The sequence below is a fragment of the Trebonia kvetii genome, from assembly GCF_007827045.1.
Classification (GTDB): domain Bacteria; phylum Actinomycetota; class Actinomycetes; order Streptosporangiales; family Streptosporangiaceae; genus Trebonia; species Trebonia kvetii.
The window spans coordinates 544,486-570,911 of record NZ_RPFW01000004.1; the positions used below are offsets into that span (position 1 = coordinate 544,486).

General features: G+C 71.2%; 25 protein-coding genes. 20 read left to right on the forward strand and 5 right to left on the reverse strand.

The genetic code is table 11. From position 1 onward, the window contains the following. Positions 1-48: 48 nt before the first annotated feature. Positions 49-1,806, forward strand: coding sequence for a hypothetical protein (locus EAS64_RS22445; protein ID WP_145855737.1), 1,758 nt, complete (start codon positions 49-51; stop codon positions 1,804-1,806). Positions 1,807-1,855: 49 nt separating this feature from the next. Here EAS64_RS22445 and ileS read toward each other — a convergent pair whose 3' ends face one another. Next, positions 1,856-5,140: an isoleucine--tRNA ligase gene (gene ileS, locus EAS64_RS22450; protein ID WP_145856664.1), complete on the reverse strand. Its 3,285-nt coding sequence runs from the start codon at positions 5,138-5,140 to the stop codon at positions 1,856-1,858. Positions 5,141-5,616: 476 nt separating this feature from the next. Here ileS and EAS64_RS22455 point away from each other — a divergent pair, with 476 nt between their 5' ends. From EAS64_RS22455 to EAS64_RS22490, 8 genes are all read left to right on the forward strand, one after another. Continuing rightward, a complete protein-coding gene (locus EAS64_RS22455) occupies positions 5,617-6,033 on the forward strand; it encodes a TraR/DksA family transcriptional regulator (protein ID WP_145855739.1) in 417 nt (138 codons plus the stop codon). After that, positions 6,006-6,632, forward strand: a complete 627-nt coding sequence (gene lspA / locus EAS64_RS22460; RefSeq protein WP_246115813.1) for a signal peptidase II — start codon at positions 6,006-6,008, stop codon at positions 6,630-6,632. Before EAS64_RS22455 ends, lspA begins: the two co-directional genes overlap by 28 nt. A 71-nt stretch (positions 6,633-6,703) precedes the next feature. After that, the gene (locus EAS64_RS22465; protein ID WP_145856668.1) at positions 6,704-7,564 is read left to right on the forward strand and encodes an RluA family pseudouridine synthase; all 861 of its coding nucleotides are present in this window, start codon (positions 6,704-6,706) and stop codon (positions 7,562-7,564) included. A 14-nt stretch (positions 7,565-7,578) separates the two neighbouring features. Then, on the forward strand, positions 7,579-8,097 hold the full coding sequence (locus tag EAS64_RS22470; protein ID WP_145855741.1) for a hypothetical protein: 519 nt from the start codon (positions 7,579-7,581) through the stop codon (positions 8,095-8,097). Positions 8,098-8,272: 175 nt separating this feature from the next. Beyond that, positions 8,273-11,875, forward strand: coding sequence for a DNA polymerase III subunit alpha (dnaE, locus tag EAS64_RS22475; protein WP_145855743.1), 3,603 nt, complete (start codon positions 8,273-8,275; stop codon positions 11,873-11,875). 242 nt (positions 11,876-12,117) lie between these two features. Next, complete coding sequence (locus tag EAS64_RS46000; protein ID WP_246115814.1) at positions 12,118-12,519, forward strand: GNAT family N-acetyltransferase; 402 nt, start codon at positions 12,118-12,120, stop codon at positions 12,517-12,519. 83 nt (positions 12,520-12,602) lie between these two features. After that, positions 12,603-12,947, forward strand: a complete 345-nt coding sequence (locus EAS64_RS22485) for a heavy metal-binding domain-containing protein (RefSeq protein ID WP_145855748.1) — start codon at positions 12,603-12,605, stop codon at positions 12,945-12,947. A gap of 9 nt (positions 12,948-12,956) precedes the next feature. Continuing rightward, the gene (locus EAS64_RS22490) at positions 12,957-13,388 is read left to right on the forward strand and encodes a DUF1707 SHOCT-like domain-containing protein (RefSeq protein ID WP_145855750.1); all 432 of its coding nucleotides are present in this window, start codon (positions 12,957-12,959) and stop codon (positions 13,386-13,388) included. A gap of 17 nt (positions 13,389-13,405) precedes the next feature. Here EAS64_RS22490 and EAS64_RS22495 read toward each other — a convergent pair whose 3' ends face one another. Both EAS64_RS22495 and EAS64_RS22500 read right to left on the reverse strand, forming a co-directional pair. After that, positions 13,406-14,467, reverse strand: a complete 1,062-nt coding sequence (locus EAS64_RS22495) for a hypothetical protein (protein WP_145855752.1) — start codon at positions 14,465-14,467, stop codon at positions 13,406-13,408. Between the two features lie 20 nt (positions 14,468-14,487). Further along, entirely contained in the window at positions 14,488-15,315 is an 828-nt protein-coding gene (locus EAS64_RS22500; RefSeq protein ID WP_145855754.1) for a hypothetical protein, read from the reverse strand. 200 nt (positions 15,316-15,515) lie between these two features. Here EAS64_RS22500 and EAS64_RS22505 point away from each other — a divergent pair, with 200 nt between their 5' ends. From EAS64_RS22505 to hisF, 10 genes are all read left to right on the forward strand, one after another. Then, complete coding sequence (locus EAS64_RS22505; RefSeq protein WP_145855756.1) at positions 15,516-16,055, forward strand: hypothetical protein; 540 nt, start codon at positions 15,516-15,518, stop codon at positions 16,053-16,055. An 88-nt stretch (positions 16,056-16,143) separates the two neighbouring features. Beyond that, positions 16,144-16,473, forward strand: a complete 330-nt coding sequence (locus tag EAS64_RS22510; RefSeq protein WP_145855758.1) for a hypothetical protein — start codon at positions 16,144-16,146, stop codon at positions 16,471-16,473. 333 nt (positions 16,474-16,806) lie between these two features. Then, entirely contained in the window at positions 16,807-17,334 is a 528-nt protein-coding gene (locus EAS64_RS22515; protein WP_145855760.1) for a SigE family RNA polymerase sigma factor, read from the forward strand. After that, positions 17,334-17,900, forward strand: coding sequence for a hypothetical protein (locus EAS64_RS46815; protein WP_145855762.1), 567 nt, complete (start codon positions 17,334-17,336; stop codon positions 17,898-17,900). The genes EAS64_RS22515 and EAS64_RS46815 overlap by 1 nt, the downstream gene beginning before the upstream one ends. Positions 17,901-17,976: 76 nt before the next feature. After that, positions 17,977-19,341, forward strand: a complete 1,365-nt coding sequence (gene hisD / locus EAS64_RS22525; RefSeq protein ID WP_439333615.1) for a histidinol dehydrogenase — start codon at positions 17,977-17,979, stop codon at positions 19,339-19,341. After that, positions 19,338-20,420 (forward strand): histidinol-phosphate transaminase, encoded by a 1,083-nt coding sequence (locus tag EAS64_RS22530; protein ID WP_246115815.1) that lies wholly within the window; start codon positions 19,338-19,340, stop codon positions 20,418-20,420. The genes hisD and EAS64_RS22530 overlap by 4 nt, the downstream gene beginning before the upstream one ends. Further along, positions 20,417-21,055, forward strand: coding sequence for an imidazoleglycerol-phosphate dehydratase HisB (gene hisB / locus EAS64_RS22535; RefSeq protein WP_145855763.1), 639 nt, complete (start codon positions 20,417-20,419; stop codon positions 21,053-21,055). The genes EAS64_RS22530 and hisB overlap by 4 nt, the downstream gene beginning before the upstream one ends. A 77-nt stretch (positions 21,056-21,132) precedes the next feature. Then, the gene (hisH, locus tag EAS64_RS22540) at positions 21,133-21,762 is read left to right on the forward strand and encodes an imidazole glycerol phosphate synthase subunit HisH (protein WP_145855765.1); all 630 of its coding nucleotides are present in this window, start codon (positions 21,133-21,135) and stop codon (positions 21,760-21,762) included. A gap of 264 nt (positions 21,763-22,026) precedes the next feature. Continuing rightward, the gene (priA, locus tag EAS64_RS22545; protein ID WP_145855767.1) at positions 22,027-22,752 is read left to right on the forward strand and encodes a bifunctional 1-(5-phosphoribosyl)-5-((5-phosphoribosylamino)methylideneamino)imidazole-4-carboxamide isomerase/phosphoribosylanthranilate isomerase PriA; all 726 of its coding nucleotides are present in this window, start codon (positions 22,027-22,029) and stop codon (positions 22,750-22,752) included. Continuing rightward, on the forward strand, positions 22,749-23,522 hold the full coding sequence (gene hisF / locus EAS64_RS22550) for an imidazole glycerol phosphate synthase subunit HisF (RefSeq protein ID WP_145855769.1): 774 nt from the start codon (positions 22,749-22,751) through the stop codon (positions 23,520-23,522). The genes priA and hisF overlap by 4 nt, the downstream gene beginning before the upstream one ends. 134 nt (positions 23,523-23,656) lie before the next feature. On the opposite strand, the gene EAS64_RS22555 is transcribed toward hisF, so the two are convergent. Next, complete coding sequence (locus tag EAS64_RS22555; protein WP_145855771.1) at positions 23,657-24,301, reverse strand: FmdB family zinc ribbon protein; 645 nt, start codon at positions 24,299-24,301, stop codon at positions 23,657-23,659. A gap of 449 nt (positions 24,302-24,750) precedes the next feature. Between EAS64_RS22555 and EAS64_RS46820 the strand changes: the two genes are divergently transcribed. Continuing rightward, positions 24,751-25,488 carry a LysM peptidoglycan-binding domain-containing protein gene (locus EAS64_RS46820; protein WP_187366101.1) on the forward strand — a complete coding sequence of 246 codons (738 nt, stop codon included), beginning with the start codon at positions 24,751-24,753 and terminating at the stop codon, positions 25,486-25,488. Positions 25,489-25,587: 99 nt separating this feature from the next. Here EAS64_RS46820 and ppgK read toward each other — a convergent pair whose 3' ends face one another. Then, entirely contained in the window at positions 25,588-26,337 is a 750-nt protein-coding gene (gene ppgK, locus EAS64_RS22565; RefSeq protein ID WP_145855775.1) for a polyphosphate--glucose phosphotransferase, read from the reverse strand. Positions 26,338-26,426 lie beyond the last annotated feature (89 nt).

Sequence of the window (26,426 nt, forward strand, 5' to 3'; positions counted from 1 at the left end):
ACGGGATAGGCAGTAACCCCGGCGCGTCCGGACACAAGGAGACAACAGGTGATCCGGTTCAGCGCCGCACTGGTCGCGGTTGCTATCGGGGTGCTTATTGGTGGCATCGCCACCAGCAAGCTGCTGCTCGTCTACATCGCGATTGTGGTGAGCGCGGTGGCGCTCGTCGCCCTCGCGATCGGGGTCGTGCTTAAGCGCGAGGAGCTTTTCGGGGAGGAACGGGGGTTTGTGCCCGCTAACGCGGGCGCCAGCCCCGTTCTGCCTGCCGTCGCCGGCGATAGGGGCGGCGACGGCCAGGAGCAGGCACCGCAGGGCGTGCGTGAGGCACGGCCTGCCGCTCCATTCCCTGAGCCGGTGCCCGCGCCCAGCGCACAGCCGAGCACGTCAGGCGGGCGCTCGTCCGACCCGGCGCCACCCTGGGAAAGCAAGCCCGCGCAAGACCCGTGGGCGCGCCAGCAGCCTCAGCCGGCCCAGGCAGGCTGGCAGGCCGCCGACCGGGACAGCCGTCAGCCGTGGCCGCCGGCCGCGCAGGACCCTCGCCGGCCCGCGGCCGCGGGTGCGTCTGCGTCCGGGTCGTCATCCGGTGTCCGCGGCGGCTGGAACGCCCCCGAGGCCGACGATGCCGCCCGCGCGCGGCAAGCCCAGGGATGGCACGCCGCCACCCCCGGCGCGGGAGCGAATTCCGCGGCCGGAACGAATCCCGGTGCCGGAGCGAGTTCTGGCGCCGGAACGCGTTCCGGCGCGGGGACGGCCCCGCCTAGCTGGTTCGACCGGCCGGCGGAACCGCCGACCGGCGCGGGTTCTTCCCGTCCCGCTAGGGCGGGATCGGGATCGGGATCGTCCGACGGTGGCTGGTCCTGGTCGAACCGGGACTCCGCCGACAGCCGCAAGGACTCCGCGTCCGGCAAGGCCTCAGGCGCGCCAGGCGATGCGCCGACCCGTGCCCAGCCCGTGCTCGACGCGACCCGAGCCGAGCCCGCGCTTGACGCGACCCGCGCCGAGCCCGTTCCTGGCGCGACCAGGGCCGAACCGACCCGCGCCGAACCGACTCGCGCCGAACCCGCTCTCGGCGGCAAGCGCCCAGGCGAGCAGGCCGCGGATGGCCGCGGCGGCGACGACCGCCCGTCGGGCGACGCGCCCAAGTCGGCCGACGACGAGGCGGCAGTCTCGCCAGCCACCGCCGCGAAGAGCCCAGCCGCCGCCGCGAAGAGCACGGGCACCTCTAGCGCGCGTGACTCGAGCACGAGCGACTCGACGGCAGACGACTCAAGCGCGAGCGATGCGAGCACCGGCGACGCGGACGACGACTGGCCCACCCGCTATTCCTGGCTCGATGACGATGAGCAAGCGGACGCCGACGAGCCAGCACGCGACCCCGAGCCGTCAACCGTCATCACCCCCGCGGTCACCTCCGCGGCCAAGGCCGCGGCGGCCGGTGCGGGCAGCGCCGCGGACGAGGACGACGACGCCCCGGGCGACGATGCGCGCGCGGATGACGCTCGCGCTGATGACGCTCGCGTCGATGACAAGAGCGCCGATGAGGACGCCGACGATGCCGACGATGCCGACCACCCCGAGGATGCCGAGCACGCGTCGCCATCAAGCGACACGGCCGACGACGTCGGCACGTCCGACGCGAAGCCCGGGACCGGCCAGGTCACCGTGGTCCCTGGCGTGCCCAGGTATCACGAGCCGAACTGCATCCTTATCCGCTTCATGCCCGACGACGACGTGCAGAAGATGACGATCCCCGAGGCCAAGGACGCCGGCTGCACCCCCTGCGCCGCCTGCCAGCCCGAGGGATAACAGCAAGAAGCTTGCCGTCGCCGCCGAACGCCCGATCCCCGCTGATCGGTCAGCCGCCGGCGGCAACTGCCAGCCAGAACCGCAGGCCAAGCCCGTCGTCCGCGAACGCGTGCCACCCCCCGCCGGAACCAGCGCCGCCGCGGGAACCACCACCATCGCCCGGGCCCGCATCACCGTCCGGATCCGACCCGCGTCCGAACGACACCGCGAGCACCTCACCGGCGATCAGCGCGCCGTGCGCCTCGAGCGCCGCCTCGACCTCGCCCTCCGGCGAAGCCGAAGTCGAAGCCGAAGTCGACCAGCGCACCATGATCCGGTCGCTGACCTTGAGCCCGGCGGACTTGCGCGCGTCCTGGATGAGCCGCACCACCTCGCGGGCGTATCCCTCCGCGCGCAGCTCGCCGGTTACCGCTAGGTCCAGGGCCACCGTCTCGCCGCCCGCCGTGGCCACGCCCCAGCCCTCCAGCGGCGTCTGCGTCACCACCAGGTCTTCCGCGGACAGCGTGACCGACCCGAGCGACGGCACCTCGACGGTGGCGGTCCCGCCGTCGGATGCGATCGCGTGCGCGAGCGAAGCGGGGTCGGCGGCGCGGATCGCGGCTGCCACGGCAGGGGTCGACGACCCGAACCGGCGCCCGAGCGAGCGGAATTCCGGCTTGACCGTGTGACTGACGAGTTCACGCCCTTCCTCGTCGATCGAGGAGATCGCGCGGACGTTGAGCTCGTCGGCGATAAGGTCGCGCAGCGCGGGCGCGAGTGAGCCGAATCCCGCGGCGCCCACCAGGGCACGCGACAGCGGCTGCCTGGTCCGCACAGACGCCGCGGACCGCGCCGACCTGCCAAGCTCGGCGAGCCGCCGGACCAGCGCCATCTGCGAAGACAGCGACGGGTCGATCAGCGCGGCGTCGAACGTCGGCCACGACGCGAGGTGCACGGAGCCGGGCTCATCGTCGGGCCGCAGCACGCCCCACAGGTAGTCGGAAAGGAACGGCGTCACCGGCGCGAGCAGCTTGGTGACCGCCGTCAGCGCGGCGTGCAGGGTGGCGAACGCCGACGCGCCGTCGGCGCTCGCGGGCCCGTCCCAGAATCGCCGACGCGATCGCCGCACGTACCAGTTGGACAGGTCGTCGATCAGCGCGGCGAGCCGCCGTCCGGCGGCGGCCGTGTCGAACGTCTCAAGCAGCGCGGTCACGTCCCTGACGCAGGCGTGCACCTCCGACAGCAGCCAGCGGTCGAGCAGCGGCCGATCGGCCGGCGTGGGCGCGCGCCCCGCCGCCTCCGGCGTCCACGGCCCGCCGGACTCAGCAGCGCCGGACTCAGCAGTGCCGGCCGCATTCGCGTACAGCACGAGGAACGACGCGGTGTTCCAGTAGGTGAGCAGCACCTTCCGCACGATCTCGTCGAGCACGCCAGGCCCGATCCGCCGCTGCCCCCACGGCGACCCGGACGCGGCGAAGAACCAGCGCACCGCGTCCGCCCCGTGGGAGTCCATCAGTCCCATCGGCTCGATGACGTTGCCGAGATGCTTGGACATCTTTCGTCCCTGCTCGTCCATGACGAGCCCGAGGCAGACGACGTTCTCGTACGCGGACCGCCCGAACACCAGCGTCCCGACGGCCATCAGCGAGTAGAACCAGCCGCGCGTCTGGTCGATCGCCTCGCAGATGAACTGGGCAGGGTAGGCAGAGGAGAACGACTCGGCGTTCCGGTGCGGCGCACCCCACTGCGCGAACGGCATCGATCCCGAGTCGAACCAGACGTCGGTCACCTCGGGCACCCGCACGGCGGCAAGCCCGCAGGCAGGGCAGGGGAACGTCACGTCGTCCACGTAGGGCCGGTGCGGGTCGAGCCCCGACAGGTCGCGCCCGGCGAGCCCGCCGAGCTCGGCGAGCGACCCGACGCAGGTCACGTGCTCCGACGGGCACTCCCACAGCGGCAGCGGGGTGCCCCAGTACCTGGTCCGCGACAGCGACCAGTCCACGTTGTTGCGCAGCCACTCGCCGTACCTGCCGTCCTTGATCGCGGGCGGCTGCCAGTTGGTCTTCTCGTTCTCCGCGAGCAGCTGGTCCTTGACCGCCGTCGTCCTGATGTACCACGAGGGCAGCGCGTAATACAGCAGCGTGGTGCCGCACCGCCAGCAGTGCGGGTAGCTGTGCACGTGCCGCTCGGCGGCGAACAGCAGGCCGCGCTCGGCGAGGTCCGCGGTCAGCGGCTCGTCGGCGTCCTTGAAGAACAGCCCGCCGACAAGCGGCAGCCCCTCCGTGAACCGTCCGTCCGGACGCACGGGATTCACCACCGGCATCGCGTTGGCGCGGATGGCCGCCAGGTCGTCGGCGCCGAATGCCGGCGCCATGTGCACCAGGCCCGTCCCGTCCTCCGTTGTCACGAAGGTGCCGCTCACCACCCGGTGGGCACCGGGAATATCGACGATCCGGAACGGTGGAGTGTATTTCGCCCCAAGCAACTCCGCGCCCCGGAGCGTGGTGAGCACATGCCAGCCGTCGCCGAGCACGCGCGGCCAGAGCGCCTCGGCGACCACCACCTTGTCACCGTCACCAGACTTGCGGGCGACGACGTACTCGACGTCCGGGTGCACGGCGATCGCGGTGTTGGACACAAGCGTCCACGGCGTCGTCGTCCAGACCAGCAGGTCGGCGCCGACGAGGTGCGAGTTCGCGCCATCGGGGACGTCGGTAATACGGAACCGCACCGTGACCGATGGGTCGGCGACCTCGCGGTACACGTCGGGCTGGCCCATCTCGTGGTCGGAAAGCGGCGTGCCGCACCGCGGGCAGTACGGGCTGATCCGGAAATCCCGCACCAGCAGGCCCTTGTCGTAGATGCTCTTCAGCGCCCACCAGACCGACTCGACGTAGGACGCGTCCATGGTGCGGTAGGCGGTCGACAGGTCGATCCAGTAGCCCATCCGGGTGGTGAGCGCGGAGAACGCGTCCACGTGCCGCAGCACCGACTCGCGGCACCGCTCGTTGAACTCGGCGACGCCGTAGGCCTCGATGTCCTTCTTGCCGGAAAGGCCCAGTTCCTTCTCGACGGCGACCTCGACGGGCAGCCCGTGGCAGTCCCAGCCGGCCTTGCGGACGACGTGGAAGCCCTGCATGGTCTTGAACCGCGGGAACAGGTCCTTGAACACGCGGGCCTCGATGTGGTGCACGCCCGGCATGCCGTTCGCGGTCGGCGGGCCCTCATAGAACGTCCACCGTGGCGCGCCTTCTGTCTGCCGCAGCGAGTCGTCGAACGTGCGGTCCTTGTTCCACCTGGCGAGCATCTCGTGCTCGATCGCGGGCAGGTCAGGCTGGGCAGGCAGCGCGGGCATCGGCCCGCCTGGCTGGCGCTGCGCGGCCTGGTCCTTCAGATCCGACACTCGGTACGCCCCCGATCTATCTCCCGGGGGGACGACCCCCCCGTACCCCGCCGGGTTGCGCGCCCGATGGCAAAAAGCGCCATCGTATCGGGCGCGCAACCCGGCCCTCCTCCGGGGGGACGACCCCCCGTACCCCCCGGGGGTCCTCGCCCGGCGGCCCGATGGCAGAAAGCGCCATCGTATCGGGCCGCCGTGCTGCGGCGGTTGCCGCTGGCCCCCGCCGGACGCACTGATATTCCCCGGGGTGGTTCTCTGCCAGGGGCGAATCGTGGAATGTCTGACGCGCCCTGGAATGTTTGCCTCTCGTGGATGCCGGCGACGGCACCGCTTGCACGCGCCGTTCAGCTATTACCGAACGAGTTTGCGGGTAAGCCTGCCGAGCCGTATCCTCCGTTGTCTGTCCGAATCTACGATCCGAGGAACCGAATATGACCGCTGCGCCTTACAGCGCCGCCGATCTGCCGGTGCGGCCGGGCGAGGAGCCGTGGTCCGATGCCGAGCTCGGCCAGCTCCGCGTCGAGCTTGAGAAGGAAGCGGTCGCGCTGCGCGCCGAGCTTGGCGAGTCGCAGGCGCAGATCGCCGCCCGCCTGGGCGACGCGGCGACCGAAGCCGGGGACGATGAGGCCGACGCTAGCTCTAAGCTGTTCGAGCGGGAGCATGAGCTCGCGCTCAGCAACAACACGCGCGAGCTGCTCGAGCAGACCGAGCACGCCCTGGTGCGGATCGAGGCCGGAACATATGGAGTGTGCGAATCGTGCGGCAAGCCGATAGGGAAGGCGCGGCTGCAGGCGTTTCCGCGCGCGACCCTCTGCGTGACGTGCAAGCAGCGCCAGGAACGCCGCTGACCTCCGCGGGTACGCCCGAGGGCGAGCCGGCGCGTACCAAGACGCGGCGGGTGGCCGTGCTTGCCGCCGTCGCCGCGTTCGTGCTCGCCGCCGACGTCGTGAGCAAGGCGCTCGTGGTCGCGCACCTGCGGCCCGACCAGCCGGTCCACCTGCTCGGCGATGTGCTGATGCTGTGGCTGACAAGGAACCCGGGCGCGGCGTTCAGCGTCGGCACCGGCGAGACGATCGTGTTCACGGCGATCGCGCTCGCGGTCGTCGTCTACATCGCGCGGACCGCGCGAAAGCTTTACTCAGTGGGCTGGGCGGTCGCCCTCGGGCTGCTGCTCGGCGGCGCGATGGGCAATCTGGGCGACCGCATCTTCCGCGCGCCCGGCCTGTTCCGCGGCAACGTGGTGGACTGGATCGCGGTGACCAAGTACTACCCGATCTTCAACCTGGCCGACTCCGCCATCGTCTGCGGCGGCATCCTGACGGTCATCCTCGCGATGCGCGGCTACCACCTGGACGGCACGCGCGGCGAACTGTCTTCCGGGTCGCGGGATTCCGGCACGCAAACAGGCAATCAGGCGGACACGGGCGCGGAGTCGGCGGGCCGGTGAGCGCGGGCGAGCGGCTCGTCTTCGTCCCTGAGGGACTCGACGGGGAACGCCTTGACGCCGCCATCGCCCGGATGTTCGGCTTCTCGCGCACCGGCGCGGCCGACCTGATCGCCGCGGGCGACGTGCTCCTCGACGGCAGGCAGGCGATGAAATCCGACCGGGTGACGGCGGGCGCCGAGCTGTCGGTCGTCCTGCCGCCCCCGCCGGGCGCCGAGCCGGCGGTCATCGCCGAGCCGGTCCCCGGCATGGGAATCGTCTACGAGGACGACGACATCGTGGTGGTCGACAAGCCCCGCGGCGTGGCGGCGCACCCGACACCCGGCTGGACCGGGCCGACGGTGATCGGCGGACTGCTCGGTGCCGGGCACCGGGTTGCCACCAGCGGTGCGGCCGAGCGGCAGGGCATCGTGCACCGGCTTGACGCGAACACCACGGGCGTCATGGTCGTCGCCAAGAGCGAGCCCGCCTACAGCGCGCTGAAGCAGGCCTTCAGGGACCGCACCGTGTCCAAGACCTATCACGCGCTCATCCAGGGCCACCCCGACCCGCTGCGCGGCACGATCGACGCGCCGATCGGCCGTCATCCGTCGGGCGACGGCCGCTTCGCGGTTGTCGCGGATGGGCGGCCATCCGTCACGCACTATGACACCCTAGAAGCGTTCCGTGCCGCGTCGCTGGTCAGCGTGGGCCTGGAGACCGGCCGTACCCACCAGATCCGGGTGCATATGGCTGCGCTGCGCCACCCGTGCTGCGGCGACCTGCTGTACGGCGCCGATCCGGTGCTCGCGGCCCACCTGGGCCTGACGCGCCAGTGGCTACACGCGGTTCGCCTGTCATTCGAGCATCCGGCCACCGGCCGGGAGGTTACCTTCGAGTCGCCGTACCCCGACGACCTCGCGCACGCACTGGAAGTCCTCGCAACGGAAAGCTAGCTCCTACGGAGGGCATGAACGTGGCGACATCCGCCTCACCGCGCACCCGTACGAACCGTGCCTTCTCCGCCGTCTGCCTTGGCCTGGCCGTGCCGCTCCTCGCCGCGGGCTGTTCGGCGGCGCCCGCCGGCGCCACGAACGACTCGCCCGCGATCGGCCCCACCCGGGCCGCGTCGCCGACCAACTTCCCGACCTTTCAGGTGCCCGCGACCTGGAGCGGCTACCGCAACACCGTCTACCGGGAGATCCAGAAGGCGGTGACCGGCAAGAAGCCGCGCAACCTGCACATCACGGCCGGGCCCGACCTGGTGTTCTGGCTCGCCTGCCTGGGCACGGGCCGCGCCAGGCTCAAGAGCCCGAGCCTCGGGCTCGACTGGAGCATCCCCTGCGGCACGCGGCTTGACCCGCAGTCCATCAACTTCAGCCCCACCACGGGAATCGCCACCGGGCGCAAGGTCCTTGTCCTGGTCACCGCCACCCCTGGCGCCCGCTGGGAGGTGCGCGTCGACGCGCCGGTGCCACCCGGCGCCTGAATGAGGACCGGCCGGCGCGGGACCCCCACCCGCAGCCCGCGACCCGCTATCGTTAGAACCCACGCCGGCCGAGCCATCCCCGACCGCTGACCCCTGACAGTAGGGAAAACAGCGGCGCGGAGCGTGCGCGGGGCCGGGCACAACTTCAGGCATAAGCAGGAGGCGATGAACGCGCATGGCTGACACCCCCTACGCCCACCTGCACGTGCACACCGAGTACTCGATGCTTGACGGCGCCGCCCGGCTGAAGGAGCTGTTCAAGGAGGTCACCAGGCACGGCATGACGCACGTGGCGATGACCGACCACGGCAACATGTTCGGCGCCGCCGAATTTCACCGGCAGGCCAAGGACGCGGGCGTCACCCCGGTCATCGGCATCGAGGCCTACGTCGCCCCCGAGCACCGCGCCAACAAGAACCGCATCCTGTGGGGCCAGCCGCACCAGAAGAGCGACGACGTGTCCGCCTCCGGCGCCTACCTGCACAAGACGATCTGGGCGCGGAACCGCGAGGGACTGCACAACCTGTTCAAGCTCACGTCGCGGTCCTACGCCGAGGGCTGGCTGATCAAGTACGCCAGGATGGACAAGGAGATCATCGCCGAGCACGCCGCCGGCCTGATGGCCACCACCGGCTGCCCGTCGGGCGACGTGCAGACCCGGCTGCGCCTTGGCCAGGAGGCGGAGGCGCTCAAGGCCGCCGCCGAGTACCAGGACATCTTCGGCAAGGAGAACTACTTCCTCGAGCTGATGGATCACGGCCTGGACATCGAAACCCGGGTCCGCGACGGCCTGATCGAGATCAGCAGGAAGCTCGGACTCCCGCCTGTCGTCACCAACGACTCGCACTACAGCAAGGAGTCCGACGCGCAGGCGCACGACCTGCTGCTGTGCATCCAGACCGGCAAGACCCTGGCGGACGCGGACCGGTTCAAGTTCGACGGCTCCGGCTACTACATCAAGTCGCCTGCCGAGATGTACGCGGTCAACAACAGCGACATCTGGGCCGAGGGCTGCCGCAACTCCCAGCTGCTCATCGCCGACCGGGTCGACACGGCCGGCATGTTCGAGTTCGTCAACCTGATGCCGCGGTTCCCGATCCCGGCCGAGTTCGAGTCCGAGGACGCGCTGTTCTCCCACGTGGTGTGGGAGGGCATGGCCAAGCGCTACCCGAACGGAATCGACGACACCAGGCGCAAGCAGGCCGAGTACGAGATCGGCATCATCGTCCAGATGGGCTTTCCCGCCTACTTCCTCGTCGTCGCGGACTTCATCAACTGGGCGAAGAACAACGGCGTGGCGGTCGGCCCCGGCCGCGGCTCCGCGGCCGGCTCCATCGTCGCCTACGCGATGGGCATCACCGACCTCGACCCGCTCCACCACGGGCTGATCTTCGAGCGGTTCCTCAACCCGGAGCGGATCTCGATGCCGGACATCGACATCGACTTCGATGAACGCGGCCGCGCCGACGTCATCAGGTACGTCACGCAGAAGTGGGGTTCTGACAAGGTCGCCCAGATCATCACCTACGGAACGATCAAGGCGAAGGCTGCGATCAAGGACTCGACCCGGGTGCTCGGCTTCCCCTACGCGCTTGGTGACCGGATCACCAAGGCGTTCCCGCCGGCGGTGATGGGTAAGGACATTCCGCTCTCCGGCATCTTCGACGAGGACTACCCCCGGTACCACGAGGCCGGGGACCTGCGCAATCTGTACGGCACCGAGCCCGAGATCAAGCAGATCATCGATACCGCGAAGGGCATCGAGGGCCTGATCAGGCAGCCGGGCGTGCACGCGGCGGGCGTGATCATGTCCGCCGAGCCGATCACCGACCACATCCCGGTGTGGACCAGGGCCAACGACGGCGCGGTGATCACGCAGTTCGACTACCCGACCTGCGAGGGCCTCGGCCTGCTCAAGATGGACTTCCTCGGGCTGCGGAACCTGACGATCATGGCCGACGCGGTCAAGGCCATCGAGGCCAACAGAGGCATCACGATCGACCTGCTCGGCCTGGCACTCGATGACAAGCCGACCTACGAACTGCTGTCCAGGGGCGACACGCTCGGCGTCTTCCAGTTCGACTCCTCCGGCTACCGGACGCTGCTGCGGCTGATGAAGCCGGACAACTTCGAGGACATCTCCGCGCTCGGCGCGCTCTACCGGCCGGGCCCGATGGGCGTCAACAGCCACACCAACTACGCGCTGCGCAAGAACGGCCAGCAGGAGATCACCCCGATCCACCCGGAGCTCGAAGAGCCGCTACGGGAGATCCTCCAGCCCACCTACGGCCTGATCGTCTACCAGGAGCAGGTGCAGCGCGCCGCGCAGATCCTGGCCGGATACACGCTTGGCCAGGCGGACCTGCTGCGCCGCGCGATGGGCAAGAAGAAGAAGGAGATCCTGGACAAGGAGTTCAAGCCGTTCCACGCGGGCTGCCGGGAACGCGGTTACTCCGACAAGGCCATCCAGGCGGTATGGGACGTGCTTGTCCCGTTCGCCGGCTACGCGTTCAACAAGGCGCACTCCGCCGCCTATGGCCTCGTCTCCTACTGGACCGCCTACCTCAAGGCCAACTACCCGGCCGAGTACATGGCCGCCGTGCTCACCTCGGTGGGCGACGACAAGGACAAGTCCGCGCTGTACCTGTCGGAGTCGCGGCGGATGGGCGTCAAGGTGCTGCCGCCCGACGTCAACGCGTCCGTCGCCACCTTCACCGCCGTGGGCGCGGACGTTCGCTTCGGCATGGCCGCGATCCGCAACGTCGGCGCGAACGTGGTCGAGGCGATCATCGCCACCCGCAAGTCCAAGGGCGACTTCACCAGCTTCGCCGACTTCCTGCGCAAGGTGCCCGCCGTCGTCTGCAACAAGCGGGTCATCGAGTCGCTGGTCAAGGCCGGCGCGTTCGACTCGTTCGGCCACCCGCGAAAGGGCCTGGTGCTCATCCACGAGCAGGCCGTGGACTCGGTCATCGACATCAAGCGCAACGAGGCGATCGGCCAGGACTCGCTGTTCGGCGGCGACGAGCAGGCCGAGGCCGCGTTCGAGGTGGCCATTCCCGACACCGAGTGGGACAAGAAGACCCGGCTCAACTTCGAGCGGGAGATGCTCGGCCTGTACGTATCCGACCACCCGCTGCTCGGCGTCGAGCACATCATCGCCAAGGACGCCGACGTCTCCGTCGCCGAGCTGATGGCCACCGGCGAGGAGGGCGATGACGAGGAGGGCGACCGCCCCGCGGTGCCGCTGAGTTCGCTGGGCACATCGGGCGGCCGCAACGACGGCCAGATCGTCAAGATCGGAGGCATCCTGTCCGGCGTCACCCGCAAGGTCACCAAGAAGGGCGACGCCTGGGCCGCCGCGACCCTGGAAGACCTCGGCGGCGCGATCGAGGTGCTGTTCTTCCCGAACAGCTACCAGCTGTACGCCACGGCCATCGCCGACGACGCCATCGTCATCGTCAAGGGCAAGGTCGACAAGCGCGAGGACGTGCCGAAGCTGATCGCGATGGACATGACGATCCCCGACCTCACGACGGGCGCCGACGGCAGCGCGCCCATCGTGCTGCAGCTTCCGGTCACCAAGTGCGTCCCCCCGGTCGTCGAGCAGCTTCGCGACGTGCTGCGCACCCATCCCGGCACCACCGAGGTCCACCTGCGGCTGCGCGGCAACCAGAAGACTACCGTGGTCCGGCTGGACGACAAGCTCCGCGTCACCCCAGGCCCGGCCCTGCACGCCGACCTCAAGCAGCTGCTCGGCCCGTCCTGCATCGCCAGCTGAGCCGCTCAATGCTGATCCGCCGCGAGACTCCGGCCGATGTCGCGGAGATCCGCGCCGTGACCGCGGCCGCGTTCGCCAGGCAGGGGGAGGACGTCCCCGTGGAGTCGCCCCTAGTCGACTGGCTGCGGGCGAGTACCGCCTGGCTCCCCGCGCTATCGCTGGTTGCCGTACACCCCGACTCTTTCCGAGGGGGTTTGGGGGGGTCGTCCCCCCGGGCTACCAGCGCCTTTTACCGGGGGGGTTTGGGGGGGTCGTCCCCCCGGGCTAGCAGCGGCCCGGAGGGCGACGTTATCGGCCACGTCCTGTGCACCAGGGCCACTGTCACCCCTGGCACGGGTACCCCCGGCGCCCCGGTGCTCGGGCTCGGCCCGCTGTCCGTGCGGCCGGACTGGCAGCGCCGCGGCGTCGGCAGCGCCCTGGTGCACGCGGTGCTCGGCTCCGCCGACGCCCTCGGCGAGCCGCTGGTCGTGCTGCTCGGCTCGACCGAGTACTACTCGCGGTTCGGCTTCCGCCTGGCCGGTGAGTACGGCATCACGCCGCAGCGCCCGGAGTGGGCACCGCACTTCCAGGTCCGGACCCTGGCCGCCTACGATCCGGTGCTGCGCGGCGCGTTCGCCTACGCCGAACCCTTCGATCGCACCTGACCGGTCGGGTCAAGGCACGCACCCGTTCCGTATTCATCCGGTGGTTGTTGACCGCCAGGCGTGCGGCGGCATGTACTTTCCCCATGACAGAACCGACTGCGGGATTCCCGGTAACGACTGGCTTCGAACTGCCTGGCATGACCGTCACGCAGGACCTGGGAGTGGCTTTCGGCCTGGTGGTGCGCTCCATGGGCGTAGCCAAGACCTTCACCGCCGCCTTCAGGTCACTGGCACAGGGCGAGGTCAAGGAGTACACCGAGCTCCTCGAGGACAGCCGCAGGCACGCCGTTGACCGGATGATCGAGAACGCCCGGCTGCTCGGCGCAAACGCGGTCATCGCCATGCGCTTCGACTCCTCGGAGATCGGCCAGCAGCTGACGGAGATCGTCGCCTACGGCACCGCCGTCACGGTGGAGCCCCGCGGGTAACCTGGCCCCATGGACGGCGCTAGCGGTTCCCCGGCGGGCGATTCACCGGCTCGGGCCCGTGTGCGCATCGGGGATCAGGAACGGGAACGCATCGTCGCGCTGCTGCGCGAGCATTATGCGGCCGGCCGGCTCACCCTGGACGAGGTGCGCCGCCGCACCGAGGTCGCACTCACCGCCAGCTACGCGGACGAGGCGAACCTGGCGCTCGCCGAACTGCCGGCGGTCGCCCCGGCCGTCGGCACTCCGGAGGCACCGGCGGCCGCGCAGCGGCGCCGCTCCCTGCTCGGCCGTCGCGGCCACGCGCAGGCGGCGACCGCCGATCCTGGCTGGGTGCGGACCGCGGAGCGCTTTCGTGACCCCTCAACCGGCCAGATCATGCGGGTGTGGACCGACCCGGCCGACGGCAGCCGCCACTACGTCCCCGACGAGCCGGCCTCCTAGCGGCCCGCCATCGCGGGCTACTTCGCGCAGATCTGGTTGAACAGCGCCCGGTAGGCGCGCATCGTCAGCCGCAGCCGCTCGGTGTCGCCTGGATCGCCTGGGTCGCCAAGGTCCGAGCCGTCTGGCTGGCTGCCACGCCGGCCCCGCTCTCGCTGCTTGTCACGTTCCCACTCCTGGCGGAGCAGTCGCTGCCGCTGCTCAAGGGCGTCGATCATCGCCTGCGCCGTCTGCGAGACCAGGGTGGCGGCGTCGGCCACTGCGGCCCGCGGGTCATCGACGAAATCCGACTGCGCCCGTTGCCACCGGGCGCGCAGCGCGTCCGCGTCCGCAAGCAGCGGCTCGTCGAGGCCTTCGGCACCCGCGGCGCCGGGCTCGCGCCCGGCCGCCGGCCGGGGCGCGGGAACCGGGGTGCTAGCGCCGCCGGCCGCGGAGCGGTTCATCCCGGTGGCGGGCGACTCGACTGTCGGGCTGGCGGCCGTCGGCGCGGCGACCGTGGGCGGGGCGGCCGTCGGCACCGGAACCGTCGGCGGCACCGGTGCAGCGGGCGCGTGTCCCATGGGTGCGGGTGCCGTCGATGCGGGTGCCGTGGGCGGGGGGGACGCGGGAGTCGCCGGTCCGCCCATGGGCGCAGACCCTATGCGCGGCCCCATGGGCGCGGGACCCGCGCGGCCGGGGACGGGATTAGGCCTGGTGACGGCTGGGTCGTCGTCACCAGGCTCGTCCGCCAGGTCATCGGCCACGACGTTGCCTGCCACGACGGTGCGACGCGGCGCCTCGTTACTGGCTCTGCCGCTGTCGCGCGGGTCGCTGTCGCGCGGGTCGCTGTCGCGCGGGTCGTCGTCAGGCGTGTCGTCGGCGGGCGCGTACGCGAAGGCGTACCGGGGCCGCTCCGGGCTGCGGCCCGCCGTCGGCTGGCCCGTCTGGCCCGTCTGGCCGGTCTGGCCCGCCTGGCCGGTCTGGCCGCTTTCGCCGGCCGCCGCTCCGGTGGCCGGCCGCTCGCCGTCCGCGCGCGCGTCGTCGGTCGGCCGCTCGTCGTCCGCCCCGCCGTTGCGGCGTGGATGGGCTGGCAGCAGGCTCATCGCCGTGTCCCTTCTGTTCGCTAACGCCGGGTCGCCGCCACGTCGCTGTCGGCGCGCTGGCTCTTCCAGTGCCGTCCCTGCGTGATCGCCTTCCACGCGGGCCGTGCGGGCGCCTGGTCGGCAGCGGCGGCACTGTTCGCGGCGGCACTGTTCGCGGCGGCACTGTTCTTAGCGGCACTGTTCGCGACGGCGCTGTCGATGGCGGCCTGGTCGGCCGCGCGCTGGTCGGCCGCCCGGTCGGCGCCAGTCCGGCGGACGCCGGTGCGGTCGACGCCAGTGCGGTCCGGTGCGCTCCGCAGCGCGGCCCGGGTGAGGCTGTCGCCCGGCATCTCGAGCAGGTCGAAGTACAGGGCACGGTAGGCGAGCAGCGCCCGCCGCCTGCCCTCGGTCGTGACGCCCTGGGCGGCCCGCCCGTTCGTCAGCCGTGCGGTGCGGTAGCCGTCGAGGTGCCGCCCGTGGTAGACCGACAGGTCCTCAAGGAGCACCTCCTCGTCGGCCGCCTGGTAGCCGCGCTCCGCGGCCACCGCGGTGACCAGCGAGTCGGCCATGTTCACCGCCTGGGCCGGGCTGTCGATGAACCGATCCTGCGCGGTGTCCCAGCGGCGCGCGTAGGCGGATCGCTTCTCGTCGCTCAGCGACGTGATGCCGAGACCGTCCACTCGCTGACGTCGCCGGGCGAATTCCGCGCTGGCCTTGCGCGGGCCGATCTCTTTCGCCAGCCGCTCGTATTCCGGGCCGAACTGGTCGCGTTCGATCGCGCTGCGCCTGATGCGGAAGCTCGCCGCGGCTGCCGCGACGGCCAGGATCACCAAGACGACCACGATGACGATAATGGTGGCAGCGGACACTGTGACCTCCGGGTGCGTCGGTCTTGCCGCCCCACGACTGCCCGCCCGGAAAGTTGTCAAACCACCCGTTATGCGGTCCGCCGCATTAGGTTGGCCTCGGTCCGCGTACGATCACCGGAAGTCCGCGTACGATCACCGGAAGAAAGTGAGGTGGGAGGTCACCGATGACATGGGGTCCAGAGGTACCAGAGGTACCTGGAATGCCCGGTCCGCCGCCGGCTCGGCGGACAGCGGCGCGATCGGCGGTCATCTGGTTTCTCACCGCGCTGATCGGCAGCGTCGTGCTCGGCCTCATCGGGGGCCTGATCTGGGGCGAGTTCGCACCGCGGGCGACGCTTCAGGAGGTCGGCGCGGGAACCGCCCAAGTGGTCAACGCGGAGACCCGCGCCTTCTTCGGCGCCGACGTCTGGTTCTGCGTGATTGCCGTTGTCGCCGGCCTGCTGTCCGGAGTGCTCGGCTATCGCTTCGCCCTCGCGCCGCGCACCGGCGCGGGCCGCCCCGCGGTGGCGGTGGCGCTCATCGTCGGCGCGGTCGCCGGCACGTTCGTCATGCTCTGGCTTGGCGAGCGGATCGGCCTGTCGTCCTACAACAAGAACCTCGCCTCAAGCCCCGACGGCACGCTGTTCCCGGCCTCCCTGGCCCTCGGTGCCAAGAGCGTCCTGGCCTTCTGGCCGCTGTTCACCGCCATCGTCATGCTCGTCGCGGAATGGGGGACCCGCCCCGGCGACACCGCCGAATAGCGCCGAGGCGGCGGCGGGCCGCCGGGGACGGCGCGTTGGCTGCTACCGCGGCGAGGGCGAGGGGCTCGGCGCCGCTGGCCGCGCGGTCTTGCTCGGTATAGGGACCGGCGAGGGCGGTGCGGTGGGCGTCTTCGGCCGTACGGACTTGGTCGACGACGGGACCGGTGTGGGCCGCGTGGTGGGCACCGGGACCGCCGACACGGTGGCCGTCGGCACCGCGGTCGGCGCCATCGGCGTAGGCGTCCCCATGGCGCTGGTCGGTACCGGGCTGGGCATCGCCGTCGGGGCGGCCTGGCCGGTGGCGGTCGGCCTCGCGGTTGGCGTCCTGGGCGTCGGGCTCGCGGTCGCGGCCGCGCTTGCCCCGTTATCCGCGGTCACCGCGCTCGCCGCGGAGGACGACGCCGAACTCCCGCCATGAGCCGTTTTCGTCGTGGCAGGCGAAGCGGAGTGACCCGTTCCCGCCGCGGCGCCGCCGCTGCATCCCGTGAGCGCCAGCCCGGCGGCGACGCCGAGCGCCGCGCCGATCGTTACCCGTCGCGTCTTGCTGATTGAGCGCACCTGCATACTCCCTGGGTTCGTTACGGCGATGACACTTGCGGCGGGAAATACGTCCGGGATGCCGGAAAGTTGTGCCGGGCGGCAGGCAACCTTTCTGCCGCCCCAGCCGTAGTAGTCATGAACCGCGGCAGTCATGCAGGGGACGGGTGACTGGACTGGGCGGGCAGCGGACGGGCAGGCGGAAAGGACGGCGTTGGGGCGAGCAGACGATGAGTTCGCAGAGTTCGCCCAGGCCAGCTACGGCGGCCTGCGGCACGCCGCTTGGTTGCTCACCGGCGACAGGCACGCCGCGGAGGACGCGGCGCAGACCGCGCTGGTGCGCACCTACGCGGCGTGGTCCCGGGTTCGCCGCGACGACGCCTACGCCTACGCGCGCAAGGTGCTCGTCAACCACATCACCGACCGCTGGCGCCGCAAGCTGCGCGAGTACCCGGCCGGCGAGGTTCCGGACCGGGCCGCGAGTCCCGACCCGGCCGACGAGGTGGCGCTGCGGCACTGGATCACCGGCGCGCTCGCCACGCTCACCGTCAGAGAGCGCGCGGTGATCGTTATGCGTTACCTGTTCGACCTGCCGGAGGCGGCCGTGGCCCGGGACCTGGGGATCACCCAGGGCACCGTCAAGTCCACGAGTTCCCGCGCGCTGGCCAAGCTGCGTACCAGGGCGGGCGAGTTCGACCCCTGGGGCATCGGACAGGCACAGCCGATCGGAGGCGAGCGGTGATGACAGGACCCGACACCGACACCCTGCGTCTCGCCCTTCGCTCGGGCATGGACGGCGCTGGCAGCGACGAGGGTGCGGCACTGGACGTGACGCTGATCATCCACCGCGGCAGGCGGCTGCGCCTGCGCCGCCGTCTCGCCGCCGTCGCCGGCGGCGTCTGCGCGATCGCCGCGCTGACCGGCGCCGCCACCGCGGTGGCCGGCCTCACGACGCCGCCGCCGGGTCAGGGCCAGCCGGTCGGCCCAGGGCACCAGGGGCGCGCCACGCACGGCACCCCCACGCCGTCCCCGTCGCATCGCCACCCCACGAGCCCGACGCCGGTGCCCAGGGTGCCCACCGCGCGGCCGTCGGCCGCCGGTGCCCCGAGCCCGTCGCCAACCGGGCTACCGAACGCCGCGACCGGGCCTGCCACGTCGCCGGTGGCGCCCAGCCCTGGTCTGGGGACGCCGACCGCCACCGCCATCCCCACCACCAGGCCGACGCCGACGGCGACGCGGGCCGGCAGCACGATGCGGGCGGGCTCCGCGACTCCCGCCACCCCCGTCGGTACCCTGTCGCCATCCTGAGGTCCCGAGGCCGTCCACCGTTGTCCAGCATGTGGACCGACCTGCGTGCCGCCTGCGACGTTCGTAGACTGGGCGGGTGACTTCGGACAACGGGCCAAGCCCCAGCATCACCCGCATTGACCTGCCCCTTATCGACTTGCGGGGTCGCGACGCGGCGGGCCTCACCCGCCGGGCGCTCGACGGCGTGCTGCCGCGCGCCGCCCTTGACGTCGACCGCGCCGTGGAGCTTGTGCGGCCGATCACCGAGGACGTCCGCGTCCGTGGCGGCGCGGCCGTCCGCGAGTACACCCGGCGCTTCGACGGCGTGGACCTCGCGCACACCCGGGTGTCCGCTGAAGCCATCGCCCATGCCCTGGCCACCATCGACCCCGCCGTCAGGGACGCGCTCGAGGAGGCGGCCCGCCGCGCCCGCGTGGTGCACGAGGCGCAGCTCCCCGACCGCAGGGACAGCCTGCCCGCCGAGGGCCTCACCGTCTCGACCCGGTTCGTCCCCGTCGAGCGGGCCGGGGTCTACGTCCCCGGGGGCCTTGTCGCCTACCCGTCGTCCGTGGTGATGAACGTGGTACCCGCGCAGGCGGCCGGTGTCGACTCGATCGCCGTCGCCTCCCCGCCGCAAAAGGAGTTCGGCGGCCTGCCACACCCCGCCGTCCTTGCCGCGTGCGCGCTGCTCGGCATCACCGAGGTGCACGCTGTCGGCGGCGCGCAGGCGCTGGCCATGTTCGCCTACGGCACCGACGAGTGCGCGCCCGCCGACGTGATCACCGGTCCGGGCAACGTCTACGTGGCCGCGGCCAAGCGCGTCCTGCAGGGCGTCGTCGGCATCGACGGCGAAAACGGGCCGACCGAGATCGGCATCATCGCCGACCACTCCGCCGACCCGGCCCACCTGGCGGCCGACCTGATCGGCCAGGCCGAGCATGACGAACTCGCCGCGTGCCTGCTCATCACCACCGACCAGGACACCCCGGCCCGGGTCGACGCGGAGTTGCACCGCCAGATACCGCGTACCAAGCACAAGGAGCGCGTGCTCACCGCGCTCGGCAACAACGCGGGCTACGTCCTCGTCGACGACATCAACGCGGCACGGGCCGTCTCCGACGCGTGGGCGCCCGAGCACCTGGAGATCCAGACCGACGACGCCGCCAAGGTGGCGTCCAAGATCCGCAACGCGGGCGCGATCTTCGTCGGCCCGTACAGCCCGGTCTCCCTCGGCGACTACCTGGCCGGCTCCAACCACGTGCTGCCGACAGGCGGCACCGCCAGGCACACCAGCGGCCTGTCGGTCTACCCCTACCTGAAGGTCGTAAACGTGATCGAGTGCGACCGCGACTCGCTGGCCGCCGTCGCGCCGCGGGTGGACGCGCTCGGCGGCGCCGAGGACCTCGCCGCGCACGTGGCCGCGGTCCGTGTCCGCGTGCCGAAGGAGGCGCAGGCCCGGTGACGAGCCAGCAGGACGCCATCAGGGCCCTCATCCGCGACGACCTGCGCCACCTGCACCCCTACGGCGCGCCGCAGCTTGACGTCCCCGTGCAGCTCAACACCAACGAGAACCCGTACGCGCCCAGCGAGGCGCTGCGCCAGGCGATCGCGGACGCGGTGGCCGGCGTCGCGGGCACGCTCAACCGCTACCCGGACAGGGATGCGGTCGACCTGCGCAAGGATCTCGCCGACTATCTCGGCCACGGCCTGACCGCACGTCAGGTCTGGGCGGCGAACGGGTCCAACGAGATCATTCAGCAGCTGCTGCAGGCGTTCGGCGGCCCGGGGCGCATCGCGCTCGGCTTCGAGCCGTCCTACTCCATGCACCCGCTGATCGCCCAGGTCACCGCCACCGGGTGGATCGCGGGCAGCCGCGACGCCGACTACGGCATGTCGACCGCGGCGGGGCAGGTAAGGCAGCACAAGCCCGCCGTCACCTTCATCACCTCGCCGAACAACCCGACAGGCACCTCCGTCCCCCTCGCACTCGTCGAGGAGGTCTACGACGCCGCGCCCGGCCTCGTCGTCGTGGACGAGGCGTACGCCGAGTTCGTTCGCGCGGGCACGCCGAGCGCGCTCACCCTGCTGCCAGGCAGGCCGCGGCTTGTCGTCTCCCGGACCATGTCCAAGGCCTTCGCCGCCGCGGGCACCAGGCTCGGCTACCTGGCCGCCGACCCGGCCGTGATCGACGCGCTGCTCACCGTCCGGCTGCCGTACCACCTGTCCACGGTCACCCAGGCGGTCGCCCGCGCCGCCATCGCGCACCGGGCCGAGCCGCTCGCGACCGTGGCGGCGCTGCGCAGGGACCGCGACGACCTGGTCGCGTGGCTGCGCGGCCGTGGCCTGACCGCCGCCGACAGCGACGCCAACTTCATCCTGTTCGGCGTCTTCGATGACCGGGACGCCGTCTGGCAGGGCGTCCTCGATCGCGGCGTCCTCATCCGCAACACCGGCCCCGAGGGCTGGCTCCGCGTCAGCGTCGGCACTCCCGCCGAGAACGACGCGTTCAAGCAGGCCCTGACGGAGGTATGCACCCTATGAGTTTCAGTCCCTCCTCCCGCCCGCCCGCCCCCTCCGATCCCCCCGCCCGCGTCGGCCGTGTCAGCAGGGAGACCAAGGAGACCAAGCTCCTGGTGGAGCTCGACCTCGACGGCCCAGGCCCGGTCCAGGTGGAGACCGGCGTCCCGTTCTTCGACCACATGCTCAACCAGCTCGGCAAGCACGGCTGCCTCGGCCTCACCGTGCACACCAAGGGCGACATCGAGATCGACGCGCACCACACCGTCGAGGACACGTCCATCGCGCTCGGCCAGGCGCTCAAGGAGGCGCTCGGCGACAAGTCGGGCATCCAGCGCTTCGGCGACGCCCTGGTGCCGCTCGACGAGACGCTGGTCCGTGCCGCCGTCGACCTGTCGGGCCGCCCCTACGTGGTCCACGACGAGCCCGACGGCATGTCCCCGATGATCGGCACCGGCTACGACACGACGCTGACCAGGCACATCTGGGAGTCGCTCGCCTTCTCGGCCGGCATCTGCCTGCACGTGCACGTGCTGTACGGGCGCAACCCGCACCACATCGTCGAGGCCCAGTTCAAGGCCGTCGCCCGCGCCCTGCGCACCGCGGCGGCCTTCGACCCGCGGGCGACCGGCGTCCCCTCCACCAAGGGTGTGCTGTGACCCATGAAAACCCGTGATCCGCAACGCTTGAAAACCCGTGATCCCGAACCGTTGCGGCTGATCCTGGACGCCGCACCGTGACCGCGCGGGTCGTGGTCCTCGACTACGGGTCGGGCAACCTCCGCTCCGCCGAGCGGGCGCTTGCCCGGGTCGGCGCCGACGTCACGGTGACCGCCGACCTCGCCGCCGCCGCCGAGTGCGACGGCCTTGTCGTGCCAGGCGTCGGCGCGTTCGCCGCCTGCATGGCGGGGCTGCGCGGCATCGGCGGCGAGAAGGTGATCGCGGCCAGGGTCGAGGCGGGCCGCCCGGTCCTCGGCATCTGCGTCGGCATGCAGGTGCTGTTCGCGGCCGGCGTCGAGCACGGCCTGCGCACCGAGGGCTGCGGTGTGTTCCCTGGCACCGTCGACCGCCTCGATGCCCCGGTGCTGCCGCACATGGGCTGGAACACCGTAGCCGCGGGCGACGGCTCCGTCCTGTTCGCCGGCATCCCCGACGGCACCCGCTTCTACTTCGTGCACTCCTACGGCCTGCGGATGCGCGACGCGGCCCCGCTCGCCGAGACGGGCGCGACGATAAGCGTCACCGAGCACGGCGAACCCTTCGCCGCCGCCGTCGAGCGCGGCCTGGTCGCCGCCACCCAGTTCCACCCGGAAAAGTCCGGCGACGCGGGCGCGGCGGTCCTGTCCAACTGGCTGGCGACCCTGTGATGCCGGCTTCCCCTACCCAGCCGAAGATCCCTGACCGCGCCCAGCCGACGGTCCCTGACCGCGCCCAGCCGACGGCCCTGCCCCGTCTTTGCTTAACTGGCGACCACAATCAACGTCTTTGCTTAACCGGCGACCATGATCACGACCGATTTGCCCGTTATATGGCACGCTCCAGTAAGCAAAGCTGTGAGCCGGGCCAGTCCATAGCAGATAACAGCAACAAGCGCTTCGCGCAACACTCGTACTAACTCACCGGGAGACACTGTGAGCTCACTGGTCCTGCTGCCCGCCGTGGACGTGGCCGGGGGACAGGCGGTCCGCCTGGTCCAGGGCGCGGCCGGCTCCGAGACCTCCTACGGCGACCCGCTCGAGGCCGCGCTCGCCTGGCAGTCCGCCGGAGCGGAGTGGATCCACCTCGTCGACCTGGACGCGGCCTTCGGCCGCGGCAGCAACGCGGAACTCCTCGCGCAGGTGGTCGGCAAGCTCGACGTCAAGGTCGAGATGTCCGGCGGCATCCGCGACGACGCGTCGCTCGAGCGGGCCCTCTCGACCGGCTGCGCCCGGGTCAACATCGGCACCGCCGCGATGGAGAATCCGGACTGGGTGCGCGAGATCATCGCCAGGCACGGCGAGGCGATCGCCGTCGGCCTCGACGTGCGCGGCCGGACCCTGGCCGCCCGCGGCTGGACCAAGGAGGGCGGCGACCTCTACGAGGCGCTTGACCGCCTCGACGCCGAGGGCTGCGCCAGGTACGTGGTCACCGACGTGCTCAAGGACGGCATGCTGCGCGGTCCCAACCTGGACCTGTACCGCGACGTCTGCTCGCGGACCGATGCCCCGGTGGTGGCGAGCGGCGGCGTGTCGTCCCTCGACGACCTGCGCGCGCTTGCGGGCCTGACCTCGATCGGCGTCGAGGGGGCGATCGTCGGCAAGGCCCTGTACGCGGGCGCGTTCACCCTCGAGGAAGCCCTGGCCGAGGTGTCGCGATGACCGTCGCCGTCCGCGTCATCCCCTGCCTCGACGTCGACGCAGGACGGGTGGTCAAGGGCGTCAACTTCGAGAACCTGCGCGACGCGGGCGACCCGGTGGAACTGGCCGCCCGTTACGACGCCGAGGGCGCCGACGAGCTGACGTTCCTCGACATCACCGCGTCGAGCGGCGGCCGCGACACCATGTACGACGTGGTCCGCAGGACCGCCGAGCAGGTGTTCATACCGCTCACCGTCGGCGGCGGCGTCCGTTCGGTCTCCGATGTGGACGCGCTGCTTCGCGCGGGCGCCGACAAGGTGTCGCTGAACACCGCCGCGATCGCCCGCCAGGAACTGCTCCGCGAGGCGGCCGTCCAGTTCGGCTCGCAGTGCGTGGTGCTGTCGGTGGACGCCAGGCGCACCGGCCAGGACACGGCGCCGACACCGAGCGGATTCGAGGTCACCACCCACGGCGGCCGCCGTGGCACCGGCATCGACGCGGTCGACTGGGCTCGCCGCGCCACCGAACTCGGCGCGGGGGAGATCCTGCTCAACTCGATGGACGCCGACGGCACCGAGGCCGGATTCGACCTGGAGCTCATCCGCCTGGTCCGCGCGGCCGTCACGGTCCCCGTCATCGCCAGCGGCGGTGCGGGGAAACTGGCGCACTTCGCGCCGGCCGTCGACGCGGGCGCCGACGCGGTGCTGGCGGCCAGCGTCTTCCACTTCGGCGCGCTGCGCGTCGGTGAGGTCAAGGAGGCGCTGCGCGCCGCCGGCCACCCGGTCCGCTGACGGCCCGCCACCCCGGTCCGCTGACGGCCCGCCACCCCGGTCCGCTGACGGCCCGCCACCCCGGTCCGCTGACGGCCCGCCGCCCAGTCCAATAACCCGTCCGCTAACCCGGCCCGTCCCTCAGGCCACGGGCATCACGGCCACCAGCCGAAGAACAGCCGCATCTTGACCGTGCCATGGCCGATGTCCGCGCCGTCCCACACCGTGAAGTGCTGACCCGGCTGGAAGAAGCTCCCCGCGTCGTCGTCAGGCACGGAGACGACCGCGGATACAGCCTTGTCGCCGGGGCGCAGCGCGCGCCCCTCCTCGGTGTGCACCAGGGCGGGGAAGTACTGCCGCAGGGTGGGCTGCTCGCAGGACGCGACGCGCAGCACAAGGCCCGATGCGTCGCTCAAGTACTGCCGCCTGAACCGTCCCGCGCCGTCAAGCGTGACGACGGCGGAGAACCGGAACCGGCGCCAGGTGTGCCCGGCGGTGCGCACCGGGCCCGGCCAGTCCTCCTCGGCACGCTGCCCGGGCACCGCGCGTGTGACATCGGCCACCTCGGCGCCCTCGGCGCTGCCGTAGAGCGGGTCGCGCCGCGCGCGGACGGAGTGGCAGCGCGGGCACTCGACGTTCTCGCCGGCCGGAGCCTCGCACGGCGTGCCATGGTGACGGTAGAACGCCCGGATGGCGCCCTCCTCGTCGACGCTTTGGCTAACCTCGAAGCTCTCCGTCCACCGCGTACCACATTCAGTGCACGTGAACAGGTATGATTCGATAGAGTTTTCGATAATCACGCGGGCCTCCGACCGCCGATCGCGATGCCTCTCACCAGTTGTCATGCCCCGCCGCGGGCCGGTCAAAAGGGCGGCGGCGGCGCAACCTCGCCGCGCGGGGAACCGTCATTCAGGCACCCGCCTCGCGTGCCTCTCTTCCGGCACGGGGCGCGCAGTGTACCTAGTCGTCCCATTGTTGCACGATCGTTGCGCATATGCGCCTTTGCATTTACGATTCCCTGCTGTTAGGCGCTCCGAAGGCCTACGACGGCGATGCCGGCACCCGAGAACCGCCCGCATGCCGTCCTGCCCGCGTGATGCGGGCCGCCTTCCTGGTGAGCGCGAACTCCTCGGAGAGGACCCTTTTGGGCACCGAAGCAACACCCGTGCGTCGTCGTATCACCCGCTGGCTTCCGGTCGCTGCCGCACCCGCTTTTGTGGGGGTAGCCGCGGCCTTCGCTTTGACAAGCGTGTCCGGCGCCGCCACCCCCGACCAGGCGACCGCGCACCGCGTCGCCCTGTCCACGGCCGCCAGGGCAGCCGCTGCCCGGGCGGCAAGCACCCCATCCGCTGCCACCCGGCTCACGTCCACCTCCCGGCCCGCCGCGAAGTCGGCCAGCCGGCCGGCGGCCAAGCCGGTCACCGCGGCAAGCAGGACGGCCACGGCAAGGAGGTACACCGTCAAGCCGGGCGACACGCTCAGCGACATCGCCAAGCGCGTGTACCACGACGACCGGTTCTGGACCGCGATCTACTGGGCCAACAACCGTCACCTCCGGTTCGCCAACCAGATCACGGTGGGCCAGGTGCTGACCGTCCCCGCCAAGCCCGCCAAGGCCCCGGCCGCCCCGAAGGTCCTCGGCGCCGCCCCGGCCCCGGTCGCCACCGCGAACGTCACCACGGGGACGGCGCAGGCGCCAGTGCAGAGCTACCCGTCGCAGAGCTCCTCGTCGCAGTCGACGGTGAGCACGTCGGGCGACAGTTCGTTCCAGGCCTGCGTCATCCAGCGTGAGTCAGGCGGCAACTCCCAGGTCATGAACGCGTCCGGCCACTACGGCCTGTACCAGTTCAGCGCGTCCACCTGGGCCGCCTACGGCGGCAACCCGGCGGACTTCGGCAACGCGAGCGTGGCCGAGCAGAACCAGGTGTTCAACAACGCCATCGCGGCGGGCGGCCAGTCCAACTGGTCCCTCTACGACGGCTGCTAGATCGCTAACTAACCGGCGCTAGGACCAGGGCGCACGCTGAATGTGCCGTTGGGCCGGCTATTGCCGGCCCAACGGCACATCCATATGTCCCGCCGGCGCCTAGTCGTGCTTTGCCAGGCCCGCCGCCGCCATCGCGGCGCCCACAATGCCCGCGTCGTTGTGCAGGGCGGCGGGCACGATCTTCGCCCGGATGCCGGTCAGCAGCGGCACCCACTTCTCCGACTCCTTGCTGATGCCGCCGCCGACGATGATCAGATCGGGCGACAGCAGCGCCTCGACGTGCTGTAGGTACTCGGACACCCGCTCGGTCCAGTCCTTCCAGCTCCATTCGTGCTCGACCTTGGCCCGCTCGGACGCGCGCTTCTCGGCGTCCTTCCCCCGGATCTCGATGTGGCCGAACTCGGTGTTCGGCACGAGTAGCCCGTCGGTGAACAGCGCGGACCCGACCCCGGTGCCGAAGGTGAGCATCAGCACGGACCCCTTCACGCCGACGCCCGCACCGAAGGTCATCTCCGCGATCCCCGCCGCGTCGGCGTCGTTGAGCACCGTCACGCCGAAGCCGATCGCCTTGCTGAACAGCGCCGCGGCGTCGGTGTCGATCCACGACTTATCGACGTTCGCGGCGGTGCGGACGGTGCCGCTCGTCACCACGCCGGGGAAGGTCGCGCCGGCCAGCCCGGTCCAGTTGAAGGACTGCGTCACCTGGCGGACAATCTCCGCGACCGCGTCCGGCGTGGCCGGCTGCGGCGTGGCGATCTTGTTCCTCGGGGCGGTGAGCTGTCCTGTGGCGAGGTCAACCGGCGCGCCCTTGATTCCGGTGCCGCCGATGTCGATCCCGAATGCCTGCATGTGTGTCGTCTTCCCTTTCCACCAGGAAAGCCCCCCGGTTCGCCCAGGGTTTTCCCTGAGTCTTCCCTGACCCTGTGCTGCCGTCCGGT

What these genes read in the sequence shown, in the direction of transcription:
- ileS (WP_145856664.1), bottom strand. Translation starts at nt 5,140, where the DNA reads ATGCCCGCGCTGCCTGCCCAGCCTGACCTGCCCGCGATCGAGCACGAG.
- EAS64_RS22455 (WP_145855739.1), top strand. Translation starts at nt 5,617, where the DNA reads ATGACCGCTGCGCCTTACAGCGCCGCCGATCTGCCGGTGCGGCCGGGC.
- EAS64_RS22465 (WP_145856668.1), top strand. Translation starts at nt 6,704, where the DNA reads ATGTTCGGCTTCTCGCGCACCGGCGCGGCCGACCTGATCGCCGCGGGC.
- EAS64_RS22470 (WP_145855741.1), top strand. Translation starts at nt 7,579, where the DNA reads ATGAACGTGGCGACATCCGCCTCACCGCGCACCCGTACGAACCGTGCC.
- dnaE (WP_145855743.1), top strand. Translation starts at nt 8,273, where the DNA reads ATGGCTGACACCCCCTACGCCCACCTGCACGTGCACACCGAGTACTCG.
- EAS64_RS22485 (WP_145855748.1), top strand. Translation starts at nt 12,603, where the DNA reads ATGACAGAACCGACTGCGGGATTCCCGGTAACGACTGGCTTCGAACTG.
- EAS64_RS22490 (WP_145855750.1), top strand. Translation starts at nt 12,957, where the DNA reads ATGGACGGCGCTAGCGGTTCCCCGGCGGGCGATTCACCGGCTCGGGCC.
- EAS64_RS22495 (WP_145855752.1), bottom strand. Translation starts at nt 14,467, where the DNA reads ATGAGCCTGCTGCCAGCCCATCCACGCCGCAACGGCGGGGCGGACGAC.
- EAS64_RS22505 (WP_145855756.1), top strand. Translation starts at nt 15,516, where the DNA reads ATGCCCGGTCCGCCGCCGGCTCGGCGGACAGCGGCGCGATCGGCGGTC.
- EAS64_RS46815 (WP_145855762.1), top strand. Translation starts at nt 17,334, where the DNA reads ATGACAGGACCCGACACCGACACCCTGCGTCTCGCCCTTCGCTCGGGC.
- hisB (WP_145855763.1), top strand. Translation starts at nt 20,417, where the DNA reads ATGAGTTTCAGTCCCTCCTCCCGCCCGCCCGCCCCCTCCGATCCCCCC.
- hisF (WP_145855769.1), top strand. Translation starts at nt 22,749, where the DNA reads ATGACCGTCGCCGTCCGCGTCATCCCCTGCCTCGACGTCGACGCAGGA.
- ppgK (WP_145855775.1), bottom strand. Translation starts at nt 26,337, where the DNA reads ATGCAGGCATTCGGGATCGACATCGGCGGCACCGGAATCAAGGGCGCG.